This window comes from Pseudotabrizicola sp. 4114, from assembly GCF_031457365.1.
Classification (GTDB): Bacteria; Pseudomonadota; Alphaproteobacteria; order Rhodobacterales; family Rhodobacteraceae; genus Pseudotabrizicola.
Genome location: NZ_JAVDWP010000013.1, coordinates 17,049 through 30,324, shown reverse-complemented (window position 1 = coordinate 30,324; position 13,276 = coordinate 17,049). Strand labels below are relative to the sequence as shown.

Here is a 13,276-nt window from a genome sequence, read left to right as displayed (position 1 = left end):
CACGTCGGAGACGGACAGCCCGGTGGAGAGCATCGAGATGACGGCAATGGGGACCGAACAGGGCTTTGCGGACTGGCTGACCGGGTTTCGCCCGCGCGCGCTGGAAGCGGGGATCGCGCCCGAGGTGCTGGACCGCGCGCTGGAGACGGCCCGCTACAACCCGAAGATCATCGAGCGCGACCGCAACCAGAATGAATTTACCAAGACGATCTGGGACTATCTGGATACCGCCGTGTCTGACGACCGGGTAGCGCATGGCAAACGGGCACTGGCGCAGCACGGGGCGATACTCGCGCGGATCGAGGCAGACTACGGCGTTGACCGTCATGTGGTCGCGGCGATCTGGGGGCTGGAATCGGCCTATGGCAGCTTTCGCGGCGACACGCCCATCATCGAGGCGCTGGCGACGCTGGCCTATGATGCGCGGCGGGCGGCATTTTTCGAAGCCGAGCTGATCGCGGCACTGAAGATCATCGGCAATGGCGATGTGTCGGCGCAGGCGATGCGCGGCAGCTGGGCCGGAGCGATGGGGCACACCCAGTTCATGCCGACCAGCTGGTGGGCGCATGCGGTGGATCATGACGGCGACGGGCGCCGCGATGTCTGGTCGGATGAACCCACCGACGCGCTGGCCTCTGCCGCTGCCTATCTGCGGCACTGGGGCTGGACCGATGGTGCGCCCTGGGGGCTGGAAGTGCGCCTGCCCGAGGGGTTCGACTACGACCAGACCACCGAGCGGGTGAAAAAGCCTGTGGCGGAGTGGGCGGCGATGGGGGTTGTGCCGGTTGCGGGTGGCGCGCTGCCCGATCATGGGCTGGCCTCGGTGCTGCTGCCCGGTGGCGCGCGGGGGGCTGCGTTTCTGATCTTTTCAAATTTTCAGGTGATCGAGCGCTATAACACCGCCGATGCCTATGTCATCGCCGTGGGTCATCTCGCCGACCGTTTGCGTGGCGGGCCTGCGATACAGGCGACATGGCCGCGCGAGTTGCGGGCGCTGTCACTGGCCGAGCGGAAGGAGCTGCAGGAGCGGCTGGGCGCAGCGGGGTTTGATCCGCAAGGCGTGGATGGCCGGATCGGGCCGAACACCATTGCGGCGGTCAAGGCGTTTCAGCGCGCCAACGGGCGGGTGCCGGATGGCTATGCCAGTCTGGAGATTCTGCAAGCGCTGCGCTGAGGGTTTGTGTTGGACGCCTCCGGCGGGAGTATTTGGCAAGCAGCAATTCAGGGGTGCGATGACCAGACGGGCTGGCGGTCGCCCGGTTGTGGCGAAGCAAGAAAGACCGCACGCGCAATGGCGCGGGCAAGGCAGGTGGCGGCGGCGTGGCCGAGCTGGAAGCTGTCGGTGAGCGGGTCGGTCAGGGGGCGCGCGCCGGTGGCTGCGGCAAACACCAGATCACCGTCCAGCGGGGTGTGGGAGGGCACAATCGCGCGGGACATCCCGTCATGCGCTGCGATGGCCATGCGCTGGGCCTGTGCCTGAGTGAGCGACGCATCTGTGGCGACGATGGCGATGGTGGTGGATTCCCCCATGCGCTTGTGCGGCAGGGGCGCGTCTTGGGGCGGCTGGCGCGGGGCGGGGCCAAGGCCGCCGAACTCGTCGCCCTCTTCCCACGGCGCGGCCCAGAAATGGCGACTGTCGCCGACAGTGGTGGCACCAAGCGCGTTGACCGCGACCAGTGCGCCGACAGTCAGGCCCGAGGGTAGAACGGCAGAGGCGGAGCCAATGCCGCCTTTCCAGTTTTGCGTGGCGGCGCCATAACCCGCGCCTGCGGTGCCCAAGGTGAAGTCGGCGGCGGCGGCGTGCAGGGCTGTCGCGCCGAGCGCGGCGTAGGGGTTGCGCGTCCAGGATTTGTCGCCGCCGTTCAGCAGGTCAAACAGGATCGCCCCCGGCACGATCGGCACCCGCTGATCGCCCACCGCAAAGCCACGCCCCTGCGCGCGCAGCGCATCGGCCACGCCAGAGCAGGCATCGAGGCCAAAGGCCGAGCCGCCCGACAGCACCAGCGCATCCACCTCTTGCACCAGCCGGTCGGGAGAGAGCAGATCAGTTTCGCGGGTGCCTGGCGCGCCGCCCATCACATGAACGGCGGCGGTAAAGGGGCGGTCGGCGGTCAGCACAGTGACGCCGGAGCGCAGAGCGGCATCCTGCGCCTGACCGACCAGCAGGCCGGGCACATCGGTGATCAGGTTCTTTGGTCCGGGTCGCATGGGGCAAGGGGGCGGCAAAGGGCGGCGAATGGCAAGAAAAATCTGCCATGCCGCGCTGCGCGGGGCTTCATTGCCGCGCAGGACCGTGCCACGGTGCCGCAAAGTGGGGAGGGCGAGCAGATGCAAAAAGTGGCAGTGGTGACGGCGGGCGGGTCGGGGATGGGGGCGGCGGCAGCGCGAAAGCTGGCGGCCGAGGGCTATGCCGTGTGCATCCTGTCGTCCTCGGGCAAGGGCGAGGCTTTGGCGGCAGAGCTGGGCGGTGTGGGGGTGACCGGGTCGAACCAGTCGCAAGCCGATGTCGACCGGCTGATTGCCGCCACGATGGACCGCTTTGGCCGGATCGACGTGCTGGTGAACAGCGCAGGCCACGGGCCGCGCGCGCCCTTGGTCGAAATCACCGATGAGGGCTGGCATCAGGGGTTCGAGATCTATTTCCTGTCCGCCGTACGACCCATTCGCGCGGTAACCCCGATCATGGAGGCGCAGGGCAAGGGCGCGATCATCAACATCACGACCTTTGCCACCTTCGAGCCGGACCCCACCTTTCCCACCAGCGGCGTGGCGCGGGCCGGGCTGGCGGCGTTTACCAAGCTCTACGCCGATCAATACGCCGCCAAGGGCATCCGCATCAACAATGTGCTGCCGGGGTTCATCGACAGCCTGCCAGAGAAAGAGGTGTTCCGCGCCCGCATTCCGATGGGCCGCTATGGCCGGGTTGAGGAGATTGCGGCGACGGTGGCATTTCTGGCGTCCGACGGGGCGGGCTATATCACCGGGCAGAATCTTCGGGTGGATGGCGGGATCACGCGGTCTGTCTAGCAGATGGATGATGTGATGCGCGACGGACTTGATCTGGCGGGGCGGGTGCTGCTGGCGGTCCTGTTCGCGGGGGGCGCGGTGCAAAAGCTGGCGGACCCGGCGCCGGTACAGGCGATGCTGGCCGGGGTGGGCTTGCCGGGGGGGCTGGTCTGGCCGGTGGCCGCGTTCAACCTGATCGCCGCTGCGGGGCTGCTGGCCGGGCCACGGGTGGCGGTCTGGGCTTTGGCCTTGGCGGGCTATTGCGTGATGACCAGCTTTTTCCATTGGCAGCTGCGGGCGGATCCCTGGCAGGTGACGATCATGGTCAAGAACTGGTCGGTTGCCGGGGGGCTGCTGATCCTGGCCGCTGCGGGGCCGGGGCGGTTTGTGCTCTGGCGCTGAGCGCGCTGGCGCACAGGCTGCCCGCACTTGCCGGGTCTTGCCGATGCCCGGCGGAGGTCATACCTTTTTGTCCAACGCATGGCCAATCAGATGGGAACCGAGATGACCGACACCCCTTACGTACCGCCGAAGGTCTGGACCTGGGACAAGGAAAACGGCGGGCAGTTTGCCAGCACCAACCGCCCCATTGCCGGGCCGACGCATGACAAGGATCTGCCGCGCGGCGAGCATCCGTTTCAGCTGTATTCGCTGGCCACACCGAACGGGGTGAAGGTCACGGTGATGTTCGAGGAACTGCTGGAGGCCGGGCATGCCGCCGAATACGACGCCTGGATCATCAAGATCGGCAATGGCGATCAGTTCGGGTCGGGGTTTACGGCGGTGAACCCGAATTCAAAGATTCCGGCGCTGATGGATTATTCCGGCGACACGCCGCTGCGGGTGTTCGAATCCGGCTCGATCCTGCTGCATCTGGCAGAAAAATTCGGGGCGTTTCTGCCCGCATCCGGGCCGGTGCGGACCGAGGTGATGAACTGGCTGATGTGGCAGATGGGGTCGGCCCCGTTTGTCGGCGGTGGCTTTGGCCATTTCTACGCCTATGCGCCCGAGAAGTATGAATATCCGATCAACCGCTATGCGATGGAAACCAAGCGCCAGCTGGATGTGCTGGACCGGCAGCTGGCAGAGCATGCCTTTGTCGCGGGGGATGACTACAGCATCGCCGATATGGCGATCTGGCCGTGGTATGGCGGGATTGCCTTGGGCCGGGCCTATGATGCCGCCGAATTTCTGGATGTGACATCCTACAAGCATGTCATGGCCTGGGCGGAAAAGATCGACGCCCGCCCGGCGGTGGTGCGGGGCCGCAAGGTCAACCGCGACTGGGGCGCGCCGGGTGAGCAGCTGCCCGAGCGCCATTCGGCGGCGGATTTCGATAAATTGTGACGGCAGAAGGCGGGGTGAACCCCGCCCTACCCCTTGTCGGCAGACCCCGGTAGCGTCATGGTAGATATGAGCCGTGGCGATGGCGTCGCCACAGGGGTCTTCCCCGCTGCTTGCGGTTTGCGCCGCTTTCGTCCTGTACGCCGGGACCTTTCGGGGTTCCGGGCGCCATGTCCGGCCCCATGATCGAGGTCTGATATGGAACTGATCCGCCCTGAACAGTACCGCTTGCACAACGGCGACGCCAAAGATGCGTTGCCCTTTGCGGCAGAGGAATACGAAGATCGCCTTGCCGGTCTGCGCGACATCATGGAGCTGCACAGCCTTGACGCTGTGGTGCTGACCAGCATGCACAACGTCGCCTATTACTCGGGCTTTCTGTATTGCAGCTTTGGCCGGCCCTATGCCTGTGTGGTGACCAAAACCGATTGCATCACGGTCAGCGCCGGGATTGATGCAGGCCAGCCGTGGCGGCGGTCGGTGGGCGACAACATCACCTATACCGACTGGACGCGCGATAACTTCTGGCGCGTAGTGGCCAGCATCACCGGCACCGGCCGCGCCATCGGTTGTGAGGCCGATCACCTGACGATGGAGCGGGCGGAAAAGCTCAACACCTTCCTGAAACCCAGGCGCGGGATGGATATTGCGCCCGCCACCATGCAGCAACGGATGATGAAATCCCCGGCCGAGATTGCGCTGATCAAGCACGGATCGAATGTCGCCGATGTCGGCGGCTATGCCATCCGTGAGGCGATTGCGGTGGGGGCGAGCGAGCTGGAAATCAGCATCGCGGGGCGCGATGCGATGGAGCGCGAGATTGCAAAACGCTTTCCCGATGCCGAATACCGCGACACCTGGGTCTGGTTCCAGTCGGGGCTGAACACCGATGGCGCGCACAACCCGGTGACCAGCCGCAAGCTGAAGCGCGGTGATATCCTGTCGCTGAACTGCTTTCCAATGATTTCAGGCTATTACACCGCGCTGGAGCGCACGCTGTTTGTCGGCGAGGTGGATGATGCCTCGATGGCGGTCTGGCAGCATAACATTGCCGCGCATGAATATGGCATGACCCTGCTGCGCGCGGGCAGCACCTGTGCCGATATCACGGCCAAGATCAACGCGTTTCTGGCCGAGCGCGACATGCTGCAATACCGCACCTTTGGCTATGGCCACAGTTTTGGCCTGCTGTCACAATACTACGGCCGCGAGGCGGCGCTGGAACTGCGCGAGGATATCGACACCGTACTGGAACCCGGCATGGTGATCTCGATGGAGCCGATGCTAACCATTCCGCACGGCCAGCCGGGGGCGGGTGGCTACCGCGAGCATGATATTTTTGTCGTCACCGACGATGCGCCCGAGAATATCACGCACTATCCGTATGGGCCGGATTTCAACGTGGTGGGATAAAGGAAAAGGCCGGGGAAAACCCCGGCCTTTTGGTCTGTCTGAGGCAGCGCTCAGGCGCGCTTGATCAGGCGGATCAGGAACAGCAGGATCACAGCACCCAACGTGGCCGCAATGATCGAGCCGAGGATGCCGCCGCCAAGGCCAAGGCCGATGCGGGGAAACAGGAAACCGGCAAACAGCGCGCCGACGATGCCGACAACGATATTGCCCAGAAGGCCGAAGCCGTAGCCTTTGACAATCTGACCGGCCAACCAGCCTGCGATTGCCCCGACCAGAAGAATGATAAGAAGTGCTTCAATAGCCATCATAGTCCCTTTCTGATGCCCCGCTTGCGGGGGCTATGCTCACAAACTCTTGTTCATGCCAAAAGGTTCCCGGCAAAATTCCGCCTGCGCAAAATATCGCAAAGCTGACATTTCCCTGTCATCCGGCTGTGACCAAACCGGCCCAAGCCTCGCTCGGAATTCCCATCCGAACGAGGACCGATCCGATGCCGATCAAAACTCTTGGCCTGACCTCTGCTCTGGCCATCTTTGCCGCCTTTCCGGCGCTGGCCGAGACGAACTTCAACCGCATTGCCAGCTTTGCCACGCCGCTGAACATGGCGGAAGGGGAGGATCTTGCCCGCACCACCAGCGCCGAGATCATCTCTGCCTCTGAAGATGGGATGACCCTGGTTTACACCGACAGCCCGTTGGGCGTGATCGGTCTGATCGACATCACCGACCCGAAGGCGCCAAAAGCCATGGGCAACATCGACGTGGGCGGCGAGCCGACCACCGCCGTGTTCATCGGCGACAAGATTTTCAGCGGTGTGAACACCTCTGAGAGCTATACCGCGCCTTCGGGCAAGCTGGTGACGATTGATCCGGCCACCCGCGCGATCACCGCCGAATGCGACATCGGCGGCCAGCCGGATTCGGTTGCCAAGGCCCCGGACGGGTCGTTCCTGGCGATTGCCATCGAGAATGAGCGTGATGAGGAAGCGGGCGATGGCGGGTTGCCACAGATGCCTGCGGGCTATGTGGTCAAACTGCCGGTGGTGGACGGCGTGGCCGATTGCGCCGCACAGCTGCACATCGAGATGACCGGCATGGCCGAAATCGGTGCCGAAGACCCGGAGCCGGAATATGTTGATGTGAACGCGGCGGGCGAGATTGTCGTCACGCTGCAGGAAAACAACCATCTGGTGGTGATCGGGGCCGATGGCACCGTGACCAGACATTTCAGCGCCGGGGAGGCCGAGGTTTCGGGCATCGACACCAAGCGCGATGGCCGGCTGGAGTTCACCGCCCCCAAGGGTGCGGTGCCGCGTGAACCTGATGCGATTGCCTGGATCGACGGCGACCACTTCGCCACCGCCAATGAGGGCGACTGGAACGGCGGCACGCGCACCTGGTCAATTTTTCACAAGGACGGCACGCTGGTCTGGGATTCGGGCGCATCGCTGGAGCGCGCGATTGCCGAAATCGGCCACTACCCGGAGCACCGCAGCCACACCAAGGGCGTGGAGCTGGAATCGGTCAAGTTTGACACGTTCGGCGGCGTGCCGATGGCCTTTGTCGCCTCGGAGCGTGGCTCGGTCATCGCGGTCTATGATCTGACCGATCCGGCCAGCCCGGCGCTGAAACAGCTGCTGCCCTCGGGCGTGTCGCCCGAAGGCATCGCGACCCTTCCGGCGCGCAACCTGCTGGTCACCGCCAACGAGGTGGACCTGCGCGAAGACGGTCTCGCCCCCGCCCATGTCATGCTTTACGAGTTGACCGAGGCCCCTGCCGCCTATCCGATGCTGACCAGCGCAGGCTCTGATCCGCTGATCGGCTGGGGCGCGCTGTCGGGTCTGACCGCAGGCACCGAACCCGGCCAGCTTTTTGCCGTGTCGGACAGCGTCTATGGTGCAATGCCGCGCATCTACACCATCGACGCCACGCAGACCCCGGCAAAGATCACTGCCGCCCTCGACATCACCCGTGGCGGTGACGCGGCGCAAAAGCTGGACATCGAAGGCATCGCGCCGGATGGCAAGGGCGGGTTCTGGCTGGCCTCGGAAGGGCGCAGCGACCGGCTGATCCCGCACGCGATCTACAATGTGAACGACAAGGGCGAGATCAAGCAGGAAATCGCCCTGCCCGCCGAACTGCTGGCGCATGAGATCCGCTTTGGCTTTGAAGGCATCACCGTGGCCGGAGACTGGCTGTGGATGGCGGTGCAGCGCGAGTGGAAAGATGATCCGAAGGGTATGGTCAAACTGCTGGCCTATAACACTGCGGAAGAAACCTGGGGCGCGGTGCACTACCCGCTGGATACCCCGGCCGAAGGCGCCTGGATGGGTCTGTCGGAAATCACCCTGCACGGCGACTGGGTCTATATTGTCGAGCGTGACAACCAGATCGCGGGCAAGGCGCAGACCAAGAAGCTCTACCGCGTTCGGGCTGCCGAGCTGCAGCCCGCCGAACTGGGCGGCCCCCTGCCGGTGGTGACCAAGGAACTGGTCCGTGATTTCCTGCCCGATCTGGCGGTGCTGAACGGCTATATCGTGGACAAGGTCGAAGGTTTTGCCATCGACGCGGCCGGGACTGGCTGGGTGGTGACCGACAATGACGGCGTGGACGACTCGTCGGGCGAGACGCTGTTCTGGTCTATCGGCGCTGTAAACTGAGCGAAAAGGCGGCGCGCGACGGCTGTCGCCGCGCCTTCCGGATCACAATCGAGCAACGAATCACCGATCCGGGCAGGAAAATCTGTCCGGGTCTTTCCGTTTTGCAAAACGGCATGCTAGGTAACAGACGACTCGCATTATCAAGGTCTCCAATGTCTTTTGACCCCCTCAGCCGCCGCAGCTTTCTTGCAATGTCCGGTTTTGCCGCCCTTTCCGCCTGTGCGCCCGCCGCACCCGGATCGGTTCAACCCGTATTCTCGGCCGGATTTCTGCCCGGCTATGGCCCGGTCTTTGACAGTGGCTATTCCTTGCCCGGCATTCCGGGCCAGTACACCCAAAGCCCGAACCGCCGGATCACCGGGCAGTATCTGGGTGAGCAGGCAGTGGGCACGATTGATGTCGATCCCTATTCAAAGTTCCTGTACTTTGTGCGCGAAGGCAACAATTCGGTGCGCTACCCGGTGGGCGTTGGCCGGGCCGGGCTGGCCTTTGCCGGCAATGGCACCATCCAGCTGAAACGGAAATGGCCGGGCTGGACGCCGACACAGAACATGATCCGCCGTGAACCGGATGTGTATGGCCCGTTTGCCAAGGGCATTCCGGGCGGCTTGCGCAGCCCGTTGGGCGCGCGGGCGCTGTATCTGTACAAGGGCGGGCGCGACACCTATTTCCGCATCCATGGCACCAATGACATGGAATCCATCGGCAATTCCGGGTCTGCGGGCTGTATCCGCATGTTCAATCAGGACATTATCGACCTGTTCGAACTGGTGCCGATCGGCGCCCCGGTCCATGTCCGCACCGAAGCCGAAGCGTTGCGGGTAGACCCCGAGAATTTTGGCCGTGGCACGGACCTGCCATCGCGCACCGTAGACCCCGAGCTGATCTATGGCCCCGACGCCAACACCCAAGAGCCGGTGTTTGACGACCCGCGCGACGGAATGGCGGCCACCGGCGGCGACAACGTTCCACTCTAAGATCTTGCGCCGCCTTTGACATCTGATCAAAGGCGGCCTCTTTCCTTTCCCTGCGGCCCCGGCAATAGTCCGCCGTATGACATCCTCCCGCCCCCTCTGGCTGATCGTCGCCCCTGCCGTCTTTCTGATCCTGTGGTCGGCGGGCTTTGCCATTGCCAAGCTGGGGCTGGGTCATGCCGAACCGATGACCATTCTGGCGCTGCGCTACTGCCTTGTGCTGCTGGTGCTGCTGCCCTTTGTCATCGCGCTGCGCCCGCCGATGCCCGCCACCCTGCGCGGCTGGCTGGATGTGGCGGTGGTCGGCTTTCTGATCCAGGTCAGCTATTTCGGCCTGTGTTATCTGGCCTTCAAGTCCGGGGTGTCGGCGGCGGGTGTGGCGATTGTGGTCTGCCTGCAACCCATTCTGGTTGCGCTGATCGCACCGCGCTTTGTCGGCGAAGTGGTCAGCCGCCGCGCCTGGGCCGGGCTTGGGCTGGGGCTGGCCGGGGCGTTGGTCGTGATCCTTGCCCGCGCGCAGGTGCAGGCCGAAAACCCGTGGGGCCTGCTGCTGGCGGTTGGCGGGTTGTTCGGCATCACCGCCGGCACGCTGTATGAAAAGCGGTTCGGGGTCAGCCAGCACCCGGTCACGTCAAACATGATCCAATATGCGGTCGGCGCGGTGTTTACCCTGCCGATTGCGCTGCTGACCGAAAGCCAGAGCATTTCCTGGGATGCCGAGTTCATTGCGGTGATGGCCTATCTGGTGATCGGCAACTCGTTGCTGGCGATGTCGCTGCTGCTGGCGATGATCCGGGTGGGCGAGGTCAGCCGGGTGTCGGCGCTGTTCTATCTGGTGCCCGCCATGTCGGCGCTGTTCGCCTGGCCGCTCTTGGGCGAGGCGATGCCGCTGATGGCATGGCTGGGGATGGGCCTTGCGGGGACCGGGGTGGCATTGGTCAGCCGCAAGGCCAAGGCCGCCTGAACCCCGCGCCTAGGACCGGATAACGTAATCTTTCAGCGTGGTCTCAATCACTTCCCAGACCCCGGCAAATCCGGGGCGGATGATGTAGCTGTCGCCCGCCCGCAGATGCGTTTCGCTGCCGTCCTCGCCGCGCAGGACCGAATGGCCCGACAGAATATGCACGTATTCCCACTCGGCATAAGACACCCGCCAGGCGCCGGGGGTGGACTGCCACATGCCGCAATAGAGGCCATCCATATCCTCGATGTTCCAGGTGGTATGCACAGGATCGCCGGATACAACCTTGGCGGGGTCCGGCCGTTCCTCTTCGGCTGGGGTGGCATCGCGGGTGACGGGTTGGATCAGCGACATATCGGCCTCCGGGCTTTTTGCTGAGGATATGGGGCACAGCCGCCCCCGCCCCGTCAAGCCTGAGCCCCGTCAAGCCTGCGGGATGTGCCGCAGTGCGGCGCAATATTCTTGCGCATCCCGGTGGGGTCATGCACTTATGTCAGGCAGTTTAAGGACGCCCGGTGACAGGGGCGTCACAGGCAGGAGACGATCATGAGCGCCACCACCCCCGTCCGCCCGGTTCTGCCGCCCGATATCAAGGCCCGCAAGGGCGGCCAGCCGCTGGTGATGCTGACGGCCTATACCACGCCGATGGCGCGGCTGGTGGATCCGCATTGCGACATGGTGCTGGTGGGCGACTCGCTGGGCATGGTGCTGCACGGCTTGCCCTCGACCGTGGGCGTGACGATGGAGATGATGATACTGCACGGCCGATCAGTCATGCGCGGGTTGTCCAAGGCGATGGCGGTCATTGACCTGCCGTTTGGCAGCTATGAGGAAAGCCCGCAGCAGGCGTTCCGCAATGCCGCCCGGCTGATGGCCGAAACCGGCGCGCCAAGCGTAAAGCTGGAGGGTGGCGCGCATATGGCCGAGACCATCGCCTTTCTGACCGCGCGCGGGGTGCCGGTGATGGCCCATATCGGTCTGACGCCGCAATCGGTGAACACCCTTGGCGGCTACAAGGTGGTGGGCCGCGACGATGAGGCCGCCAAGGTGATGGCCGACGCCCGGGCGTGTGAGGCGGCGGGGGCCTTTGCCATCGTGCTGGAAAAGGTGCCGCAGGGCCTAACCCGGAAGATCACGGCGGCGCTGAGCATCCCCACCATCGGCATCGGGGCTGGGGCGGACTGTGACGGGCAGGTGCTGGTGATCGACGACATGCTGGGCCTGTTCACCGATTTCCGCCCCAAGTTTGTCAAGCGCTATGCCGAACTGGGCAAGCTGGCCGATGCCGCCATCGCCACCTATGCCGGCGAGGTGCGCGCGCGGGCGTTTCCGGGGCCGGAACATGTCTTTGCCGATGTGTTGCCCGTGAAAGCCAAATCGTGACCCTGCCCGTCATTGTCCGCACCGTTGCCGATCTGCGCGCTCATACCCGTGCCTGGCGGGCGGCAGGCGAGGTCATCGGCGTTGTGCCCACCATGGGCGCTTTGCATGATGGCCACCTGAGCCTTGCGCGCGCCGCAAGGCGTGACTGTGATCGGGTGATCACCACGATTTTCGTCAACCCGATGCAGTTCAACAACCCCGACGACCTGCTGAAATACCCCCGCACCGAAGAGGCCGACGCCGCTTTGCTGGCCACGGTCCCGGTTGATCTGATCTTTGCCCCTGCCCCCGAAGAGGTCTATCCCGACGGATTCAAGACCGTGGTGTCGGTCGCCGGGGTGTCGGAACCGCTGGAGGGGCGGATGCGCCCCGGCCATTTCGATGGCGTGGCGACGGTGGTGACCAAGCTGTTTGGCATGACCCTGGCCGACCGGGGCTATTTTGGCCAGAAGGACTGGCAGCAGCTGCAAGTGGTGCTGCGGCTGGTGCGCGACCTGAACATGGCGGTACAGATCGTCGGCTGCGAAACCATCCGCGAGGCGGACGGGCTGGCCATGTCGTCGCGCAATGTGCGGCTGACCGCTGCGGGGCGGGCGAAAGCCGGGGTGCTTTACGCGGCCATCACAGCGGCGGCCGAGGATATCCGCGCCGGGCAATCCGACCGGATGGCGATCCGTGAGGCCGCCGAGGCGATCCGCGCCGCCGGATTCGAGCGGGTGGAATACATCGAGCTGCGCGACGCCGCGACGCTGATGCCGTCAGACGATCCCGCCAGCCCGCGCCGGATGCTGGCGGCAGTCTGGCTGGATAGTGTGCGGCTGATCGACAATATCCCGGTTTAGGACGGTCACGACCGGGCGGGACAATACGTCTTGCGGATCGCGGCATTGCAATCCCGCGCCCCGACCTCTCAGAACCGCGCTTTTATCTTGGCAAAAATATCCCGGGTTGCGCATTGGTTTCGCCATGGGTCCGAGGAACCAATGCGCTGGGGGCAGAGCCCCAGTCTGTCCTCACCGCGAGCACACCCTCAGAGACCGTTCGCGAACCGCCCGTAGGCCCCTTGCGAAAACACCAGCGGCGCGCCCTCGCGATAGGCGGCGCGCAGCACGCGCCCCACCACGATCAGGTGATCGCCGCCGTCATGGGTGGCGTGTTGCGCGCAGTCGAAGCGGGCCAGCGCGCCGTGGATCACCGGCACACCTTCGGCATTCGCCTCATGGCTCAGCCCGTGAAAGCCCGCGCCACCGCGCCCGAACCGGGTCAGCCAGCCGGTATGCTCTGCATCCAGCACGTGGATCGCATAGTGCTGCGCCTGGGCGAAAGGCGCGAACCGGCTGGAGGCTTTTGCCGGAGACCACAACACCAGCGCCGGATCCAGCGACACGGCGGCAAAGCTGTTGGCGGTGAACCCCATCGGCCCATCCGGGGTGGCGCAGGTCACCACCGTAACCCCGGTGGCAAACCGCCCCAGCGCATCGCGAAACGCGCGCGGGTTGTCCTCTGGCGTGAACTGCATTTCCCTCATCAAAGCTC

General features: G+C 64.6%; 14 protein-coding genes. 10 read left to right on the top strand and 4 right to left on the bottom strand.

Annotation, left to right across the window (positions count from 1 at the left end; genetic code table 11):
• Window positions 1–37 precede the first annotated feature (37 nt).
• A complete protein-coding gene (locus tag J2X53_RS19385) occupies window positions 38–1,174 on the top strand; it encodes a lytic murein transglycosylase (RefSeq protein WP_349039179.1) in 1,137 nt (378 codons plus the stop codon).
• A 47-nt stretch (window positions 1,175–1,221) separates the two neighbouring features.
• Here the strand turns inward: J2X53_RS19385 and J2X53_RS19380 are convergent, their stop codons facing one another.
• Window positions 1,222–2,208, bottom strand: a complete 987-nt coding sequence (locus J2X53_RS19380) for a P1 family peptidase (protein WP_349039144.1) — start codon at window positions 2,206–2,208, stop codon at window positions 1,222–1,224.
• Between the two features lie 120 nt (window positions 2,209–2,328).
• Between J2X53_RS19380 and J2X53_RS19375 the strand changes: the two genes are divergently transcribed.
• The 4 genes from J2X53_RS19375 to J2X53_RS19360 all read left to right on the top strand — a co-directional run bounded on the left by J2X53_RS19375 (window position 2,329) and on the right by J2X53_RS19360 (window position 5,763).
• Complete coding sequence (locus J2X53_RS19375) at window positions 2,329–3,027, top strand: SDR family oxidoreductase (RefSeq protein ID WP_349039143.1); 699 nt, start codon at window positions 2,329–2,331, stop codon at window positions 3,025–3,027.
• 15 nt (window positions 3,028–3,042) lie between these two features.
• Complete coding sequence (locus J2X53_RS19370) at window positions 3,043–3,408, top strand: DoxX family protein (RefSeq protein ID WP_349039142.1); 366 nt, start codon at window positions 3,043–3,045, stop codon at window positions 3,406–3,408.
• Window positions 3,409–3,510: 102 nt separating this feature from the next.
• The gene (yghU, locus tag J2X53_RS19365) at window positions 3,511–4,353 is read left to right on the top strand and encodes a glutathione-dependent disulfide-bond oxidoreductase (RefSeq protein ID WP_349039178.1); all 843 of its coding nucleotides are present in this window, start codon (window positions 3,511–3,513) and stop codon (window positions 4,351–4,353) included.
• A gap of 201 nt (window positions 4,354–4,554) precedes the next feature.
• Window positions 4,555–5,763, top strand: coding sequence for a M24 family metallopeptidase (locus J2X53_RS19360; protein ID WP_349039177.1), 1,209 nt, complete (start codon window positions 4,555–4,557; stop codon window positions 5,761–5,763).
• A gap of 50 nt (window positions 5,764–5,813) precedes the next feature.
• Here J2X53_RS19360 and J2X53_RS19355 read toward each other — a convergent pair whose 3' ends face one another.
• Window positions 5,814–6,068, bottom strand: a complete 255-nt coding sequence (locus J2X53_RS19355; protein WP_349039141.1) for a GlsB/YeaQ/YmgE family stress response membrane protein — start codon at window positions 6,066–6,068, stop codon at window positions 5,814–5,816.
• Window positions 6,069–6,253: 185 nt separating this feature from the next.
• Here J2X53_RS19355 and J2X53_RS19350 point away from each other — a divergent pair, with 185 nt between their 5' ends.
• The 3 genes from J2X53_RS19350 (at window position 6,254) to J2X53_RS19340 (ending at window position 10,360) form a co-directional block, all read left to right on the top strand.
• Window positions 6,254–8,422: an esterase-like activity of phytase family protein gene (locus J2X53_RS19350; RefSeq protein ID WP_349039140.1), complete on the top strand. Its 2,169-nt coding sequence runs from the start codon at window positions 6,254–6,256 to the stop codon at window positions 8,420–8,422.
• Between the two features lie 152 nt (window positions 8,423–8,574).
• Window positions 8,575–9,399, top strand: coding sequence for a L,D-transpeptidase (locus J2X53_RS19345; RefSeq protein ID WP_349039139.1), 825 nt, complete (start codon window positions 8,575–8,577; stop codon window positions 9,397–9,399).
• A gap of 76 nt (window positions 9,400–9,475) precedes the next feature.
• On the top strand, window positions 9,476–10,360 hold the full coding sequence (locus tag J2X53_RS19340) for a DMT family transporter (protein ID WP_349039138.1): 885 nt from the start codon (window positions 9,476–9,478) through the stop codon (window positions 10,358–10,360).
• 9 nt (window positions 10,361–10,369) lie between these two features.
• Here J2X53_RS19340 and J2X53_RS19335 read toward each other — a convergent pair whose 3' ends face one another.
• On the bottom strand, window positions 10,370–10,711 hold the full coding sequence (locus J2X53_RS19335; RefSeq protein ID WP_349039137.1) for a cupin domain-containing protein: 342 nt from the start codon (window positions 10,709–10,711) through the stop codon (window positions 10,370–10,372).
• Window positions 10,712–10,903: 192 nt separating this feature from the next.
• On the opposite strand from J2X53_RS19335, the gene panB reads away from it, so the two are divergent.
• Together panB and panC are read left to right on the top strand one after the other, a co-directional pair.
• Window positions 10,904–11,740 carry a 3-methyl-2-oxobutanoate hydroxymethyltransferase gene (gene panB / locus J2X53_RS19330; RefSeq protein ID WP_349039136.1) on the top strand — a complete coding sequence of 279 codons (837 nt, stop codon included), beginning with the start codon at window positions 10,904–10,906 and terminating at the stop codon, window positions 11,738–11,740.
• A gap of 2 nt (window positions 11,741–11,742) precedes the next feature.
• Window positions 11,743–12,582 carry a pantoate--beta-alanine ligase gene (panC, locus tag J2X53_RS19325; protein WP_349039176.1) on the top strand — a complete coding sequence of 280 codons (840 nt, stop codon included), beginning with the start codon at window positions 11,743–11,745 and terminating at the stop codon, window positions 12,580–12,582.
• A 188-nt stretch (window positions 12,583–12,770) separates the two neighbouring features.
• Here the strand turns inward: panC and J2X53_RS19320 are convergent, their stop codons facing one another.
• Window positions 12,771–13,271, bottom strand: a complete 501-nt coding sequence (locus J2X53_RS19320; protein ID WP_349039135.1) for a flavin reductase family protein — start codon at window positions 13,269–13,271, stop codon at window positions 12,771–12,773.
• Window positions 13,272–13,276 lie beyond the last annotated feature (5 nt).

What these genes read in the sequence shown, in the direction of transcription:
- J2X53_RS19380 (WP_349039144.1), bottom strand. Translation starts at nt 2,208, where the DNA reads ATGCGACCCGGACCAAAGAACCTGATCACCGATGTGCCCGGCCTGCTG.
- panB (WP_349039136.1), top strand. Translation starts at nt 10,904, where the DNA reads ATGAGCGCCACCACCCCCGTCCGCCCGGTTCTGCCGCCCGATATCAAG.
- J2X53_RS19385 (WP_349039179.1), top strand. Translation starts at nt 38, where the DNA reads ATGACGGCAATGGGGACCGAACAGGGCTTTGCGGACTGGCTGACCGGG.
- yghU (WP_349039178.1), top strand. Translation starts at nt 3,511, where the DNA reads ATGACCGACACCCCTTACGTACCGCCGAAGGTCTGGACCTGGGACAAG.
- J2X53_RS19375 (WP_349039143.1), top strand. Translation starts at nt 2,329, where the DNA reads ATGCAAAAAGTGGCAGTGGTGACGGCGGGCGGGTCGGGGATGGGGGCG.
- J2X53_RS19335 (WP_349039137.1), bottom strand. Translation starts at nt 10,711, where the DNA reads ATGTCGCTGATCCAACCCGTCACCCGCGATGCCACCCCAGCCGAAGAG.
- J2X53_RS19345 (WP_349039139.1), top strand. Translation starts at nt 8,575, where the DNA reads ATGTCTTTTGACCCCCTCAGCCGCCGCAGCTTTCTTGCAATGTCCGGT.
- J2X53_RS19350 (WP_349039140.1), top strand. Translation starts at nt 6,254, where the DNA reads ATGCCGATCAAAACTCTTGGCCTGACCTCTGCTCTGGCCATCTTTGCC.
- J2X53_RS19370 (WP_349039142.1), top strand. Translation starts at nt 3,043, where the DNA reads ATGCGCGACGGACTTGATCTGGCGGGGCGGGTGCTGCTGGCGGTCCTG.
- J2X53_RS19355 (WP_349039141.1), bottom strand. Translation starts at nt 6,068, where the DNA reads ATGGCTATTGAAGCACTTCTTATCATTCTTCTGGTCGGGGCAATCGCA.
- J2X53_RS19340 (WP_349039138.1), top strand. Translation starts at nt 9,476, where the DNA reads ATGACATCCTCCCGCCCCCTCTGGCTGATCGTCGCCCCTGCCGTCTTT.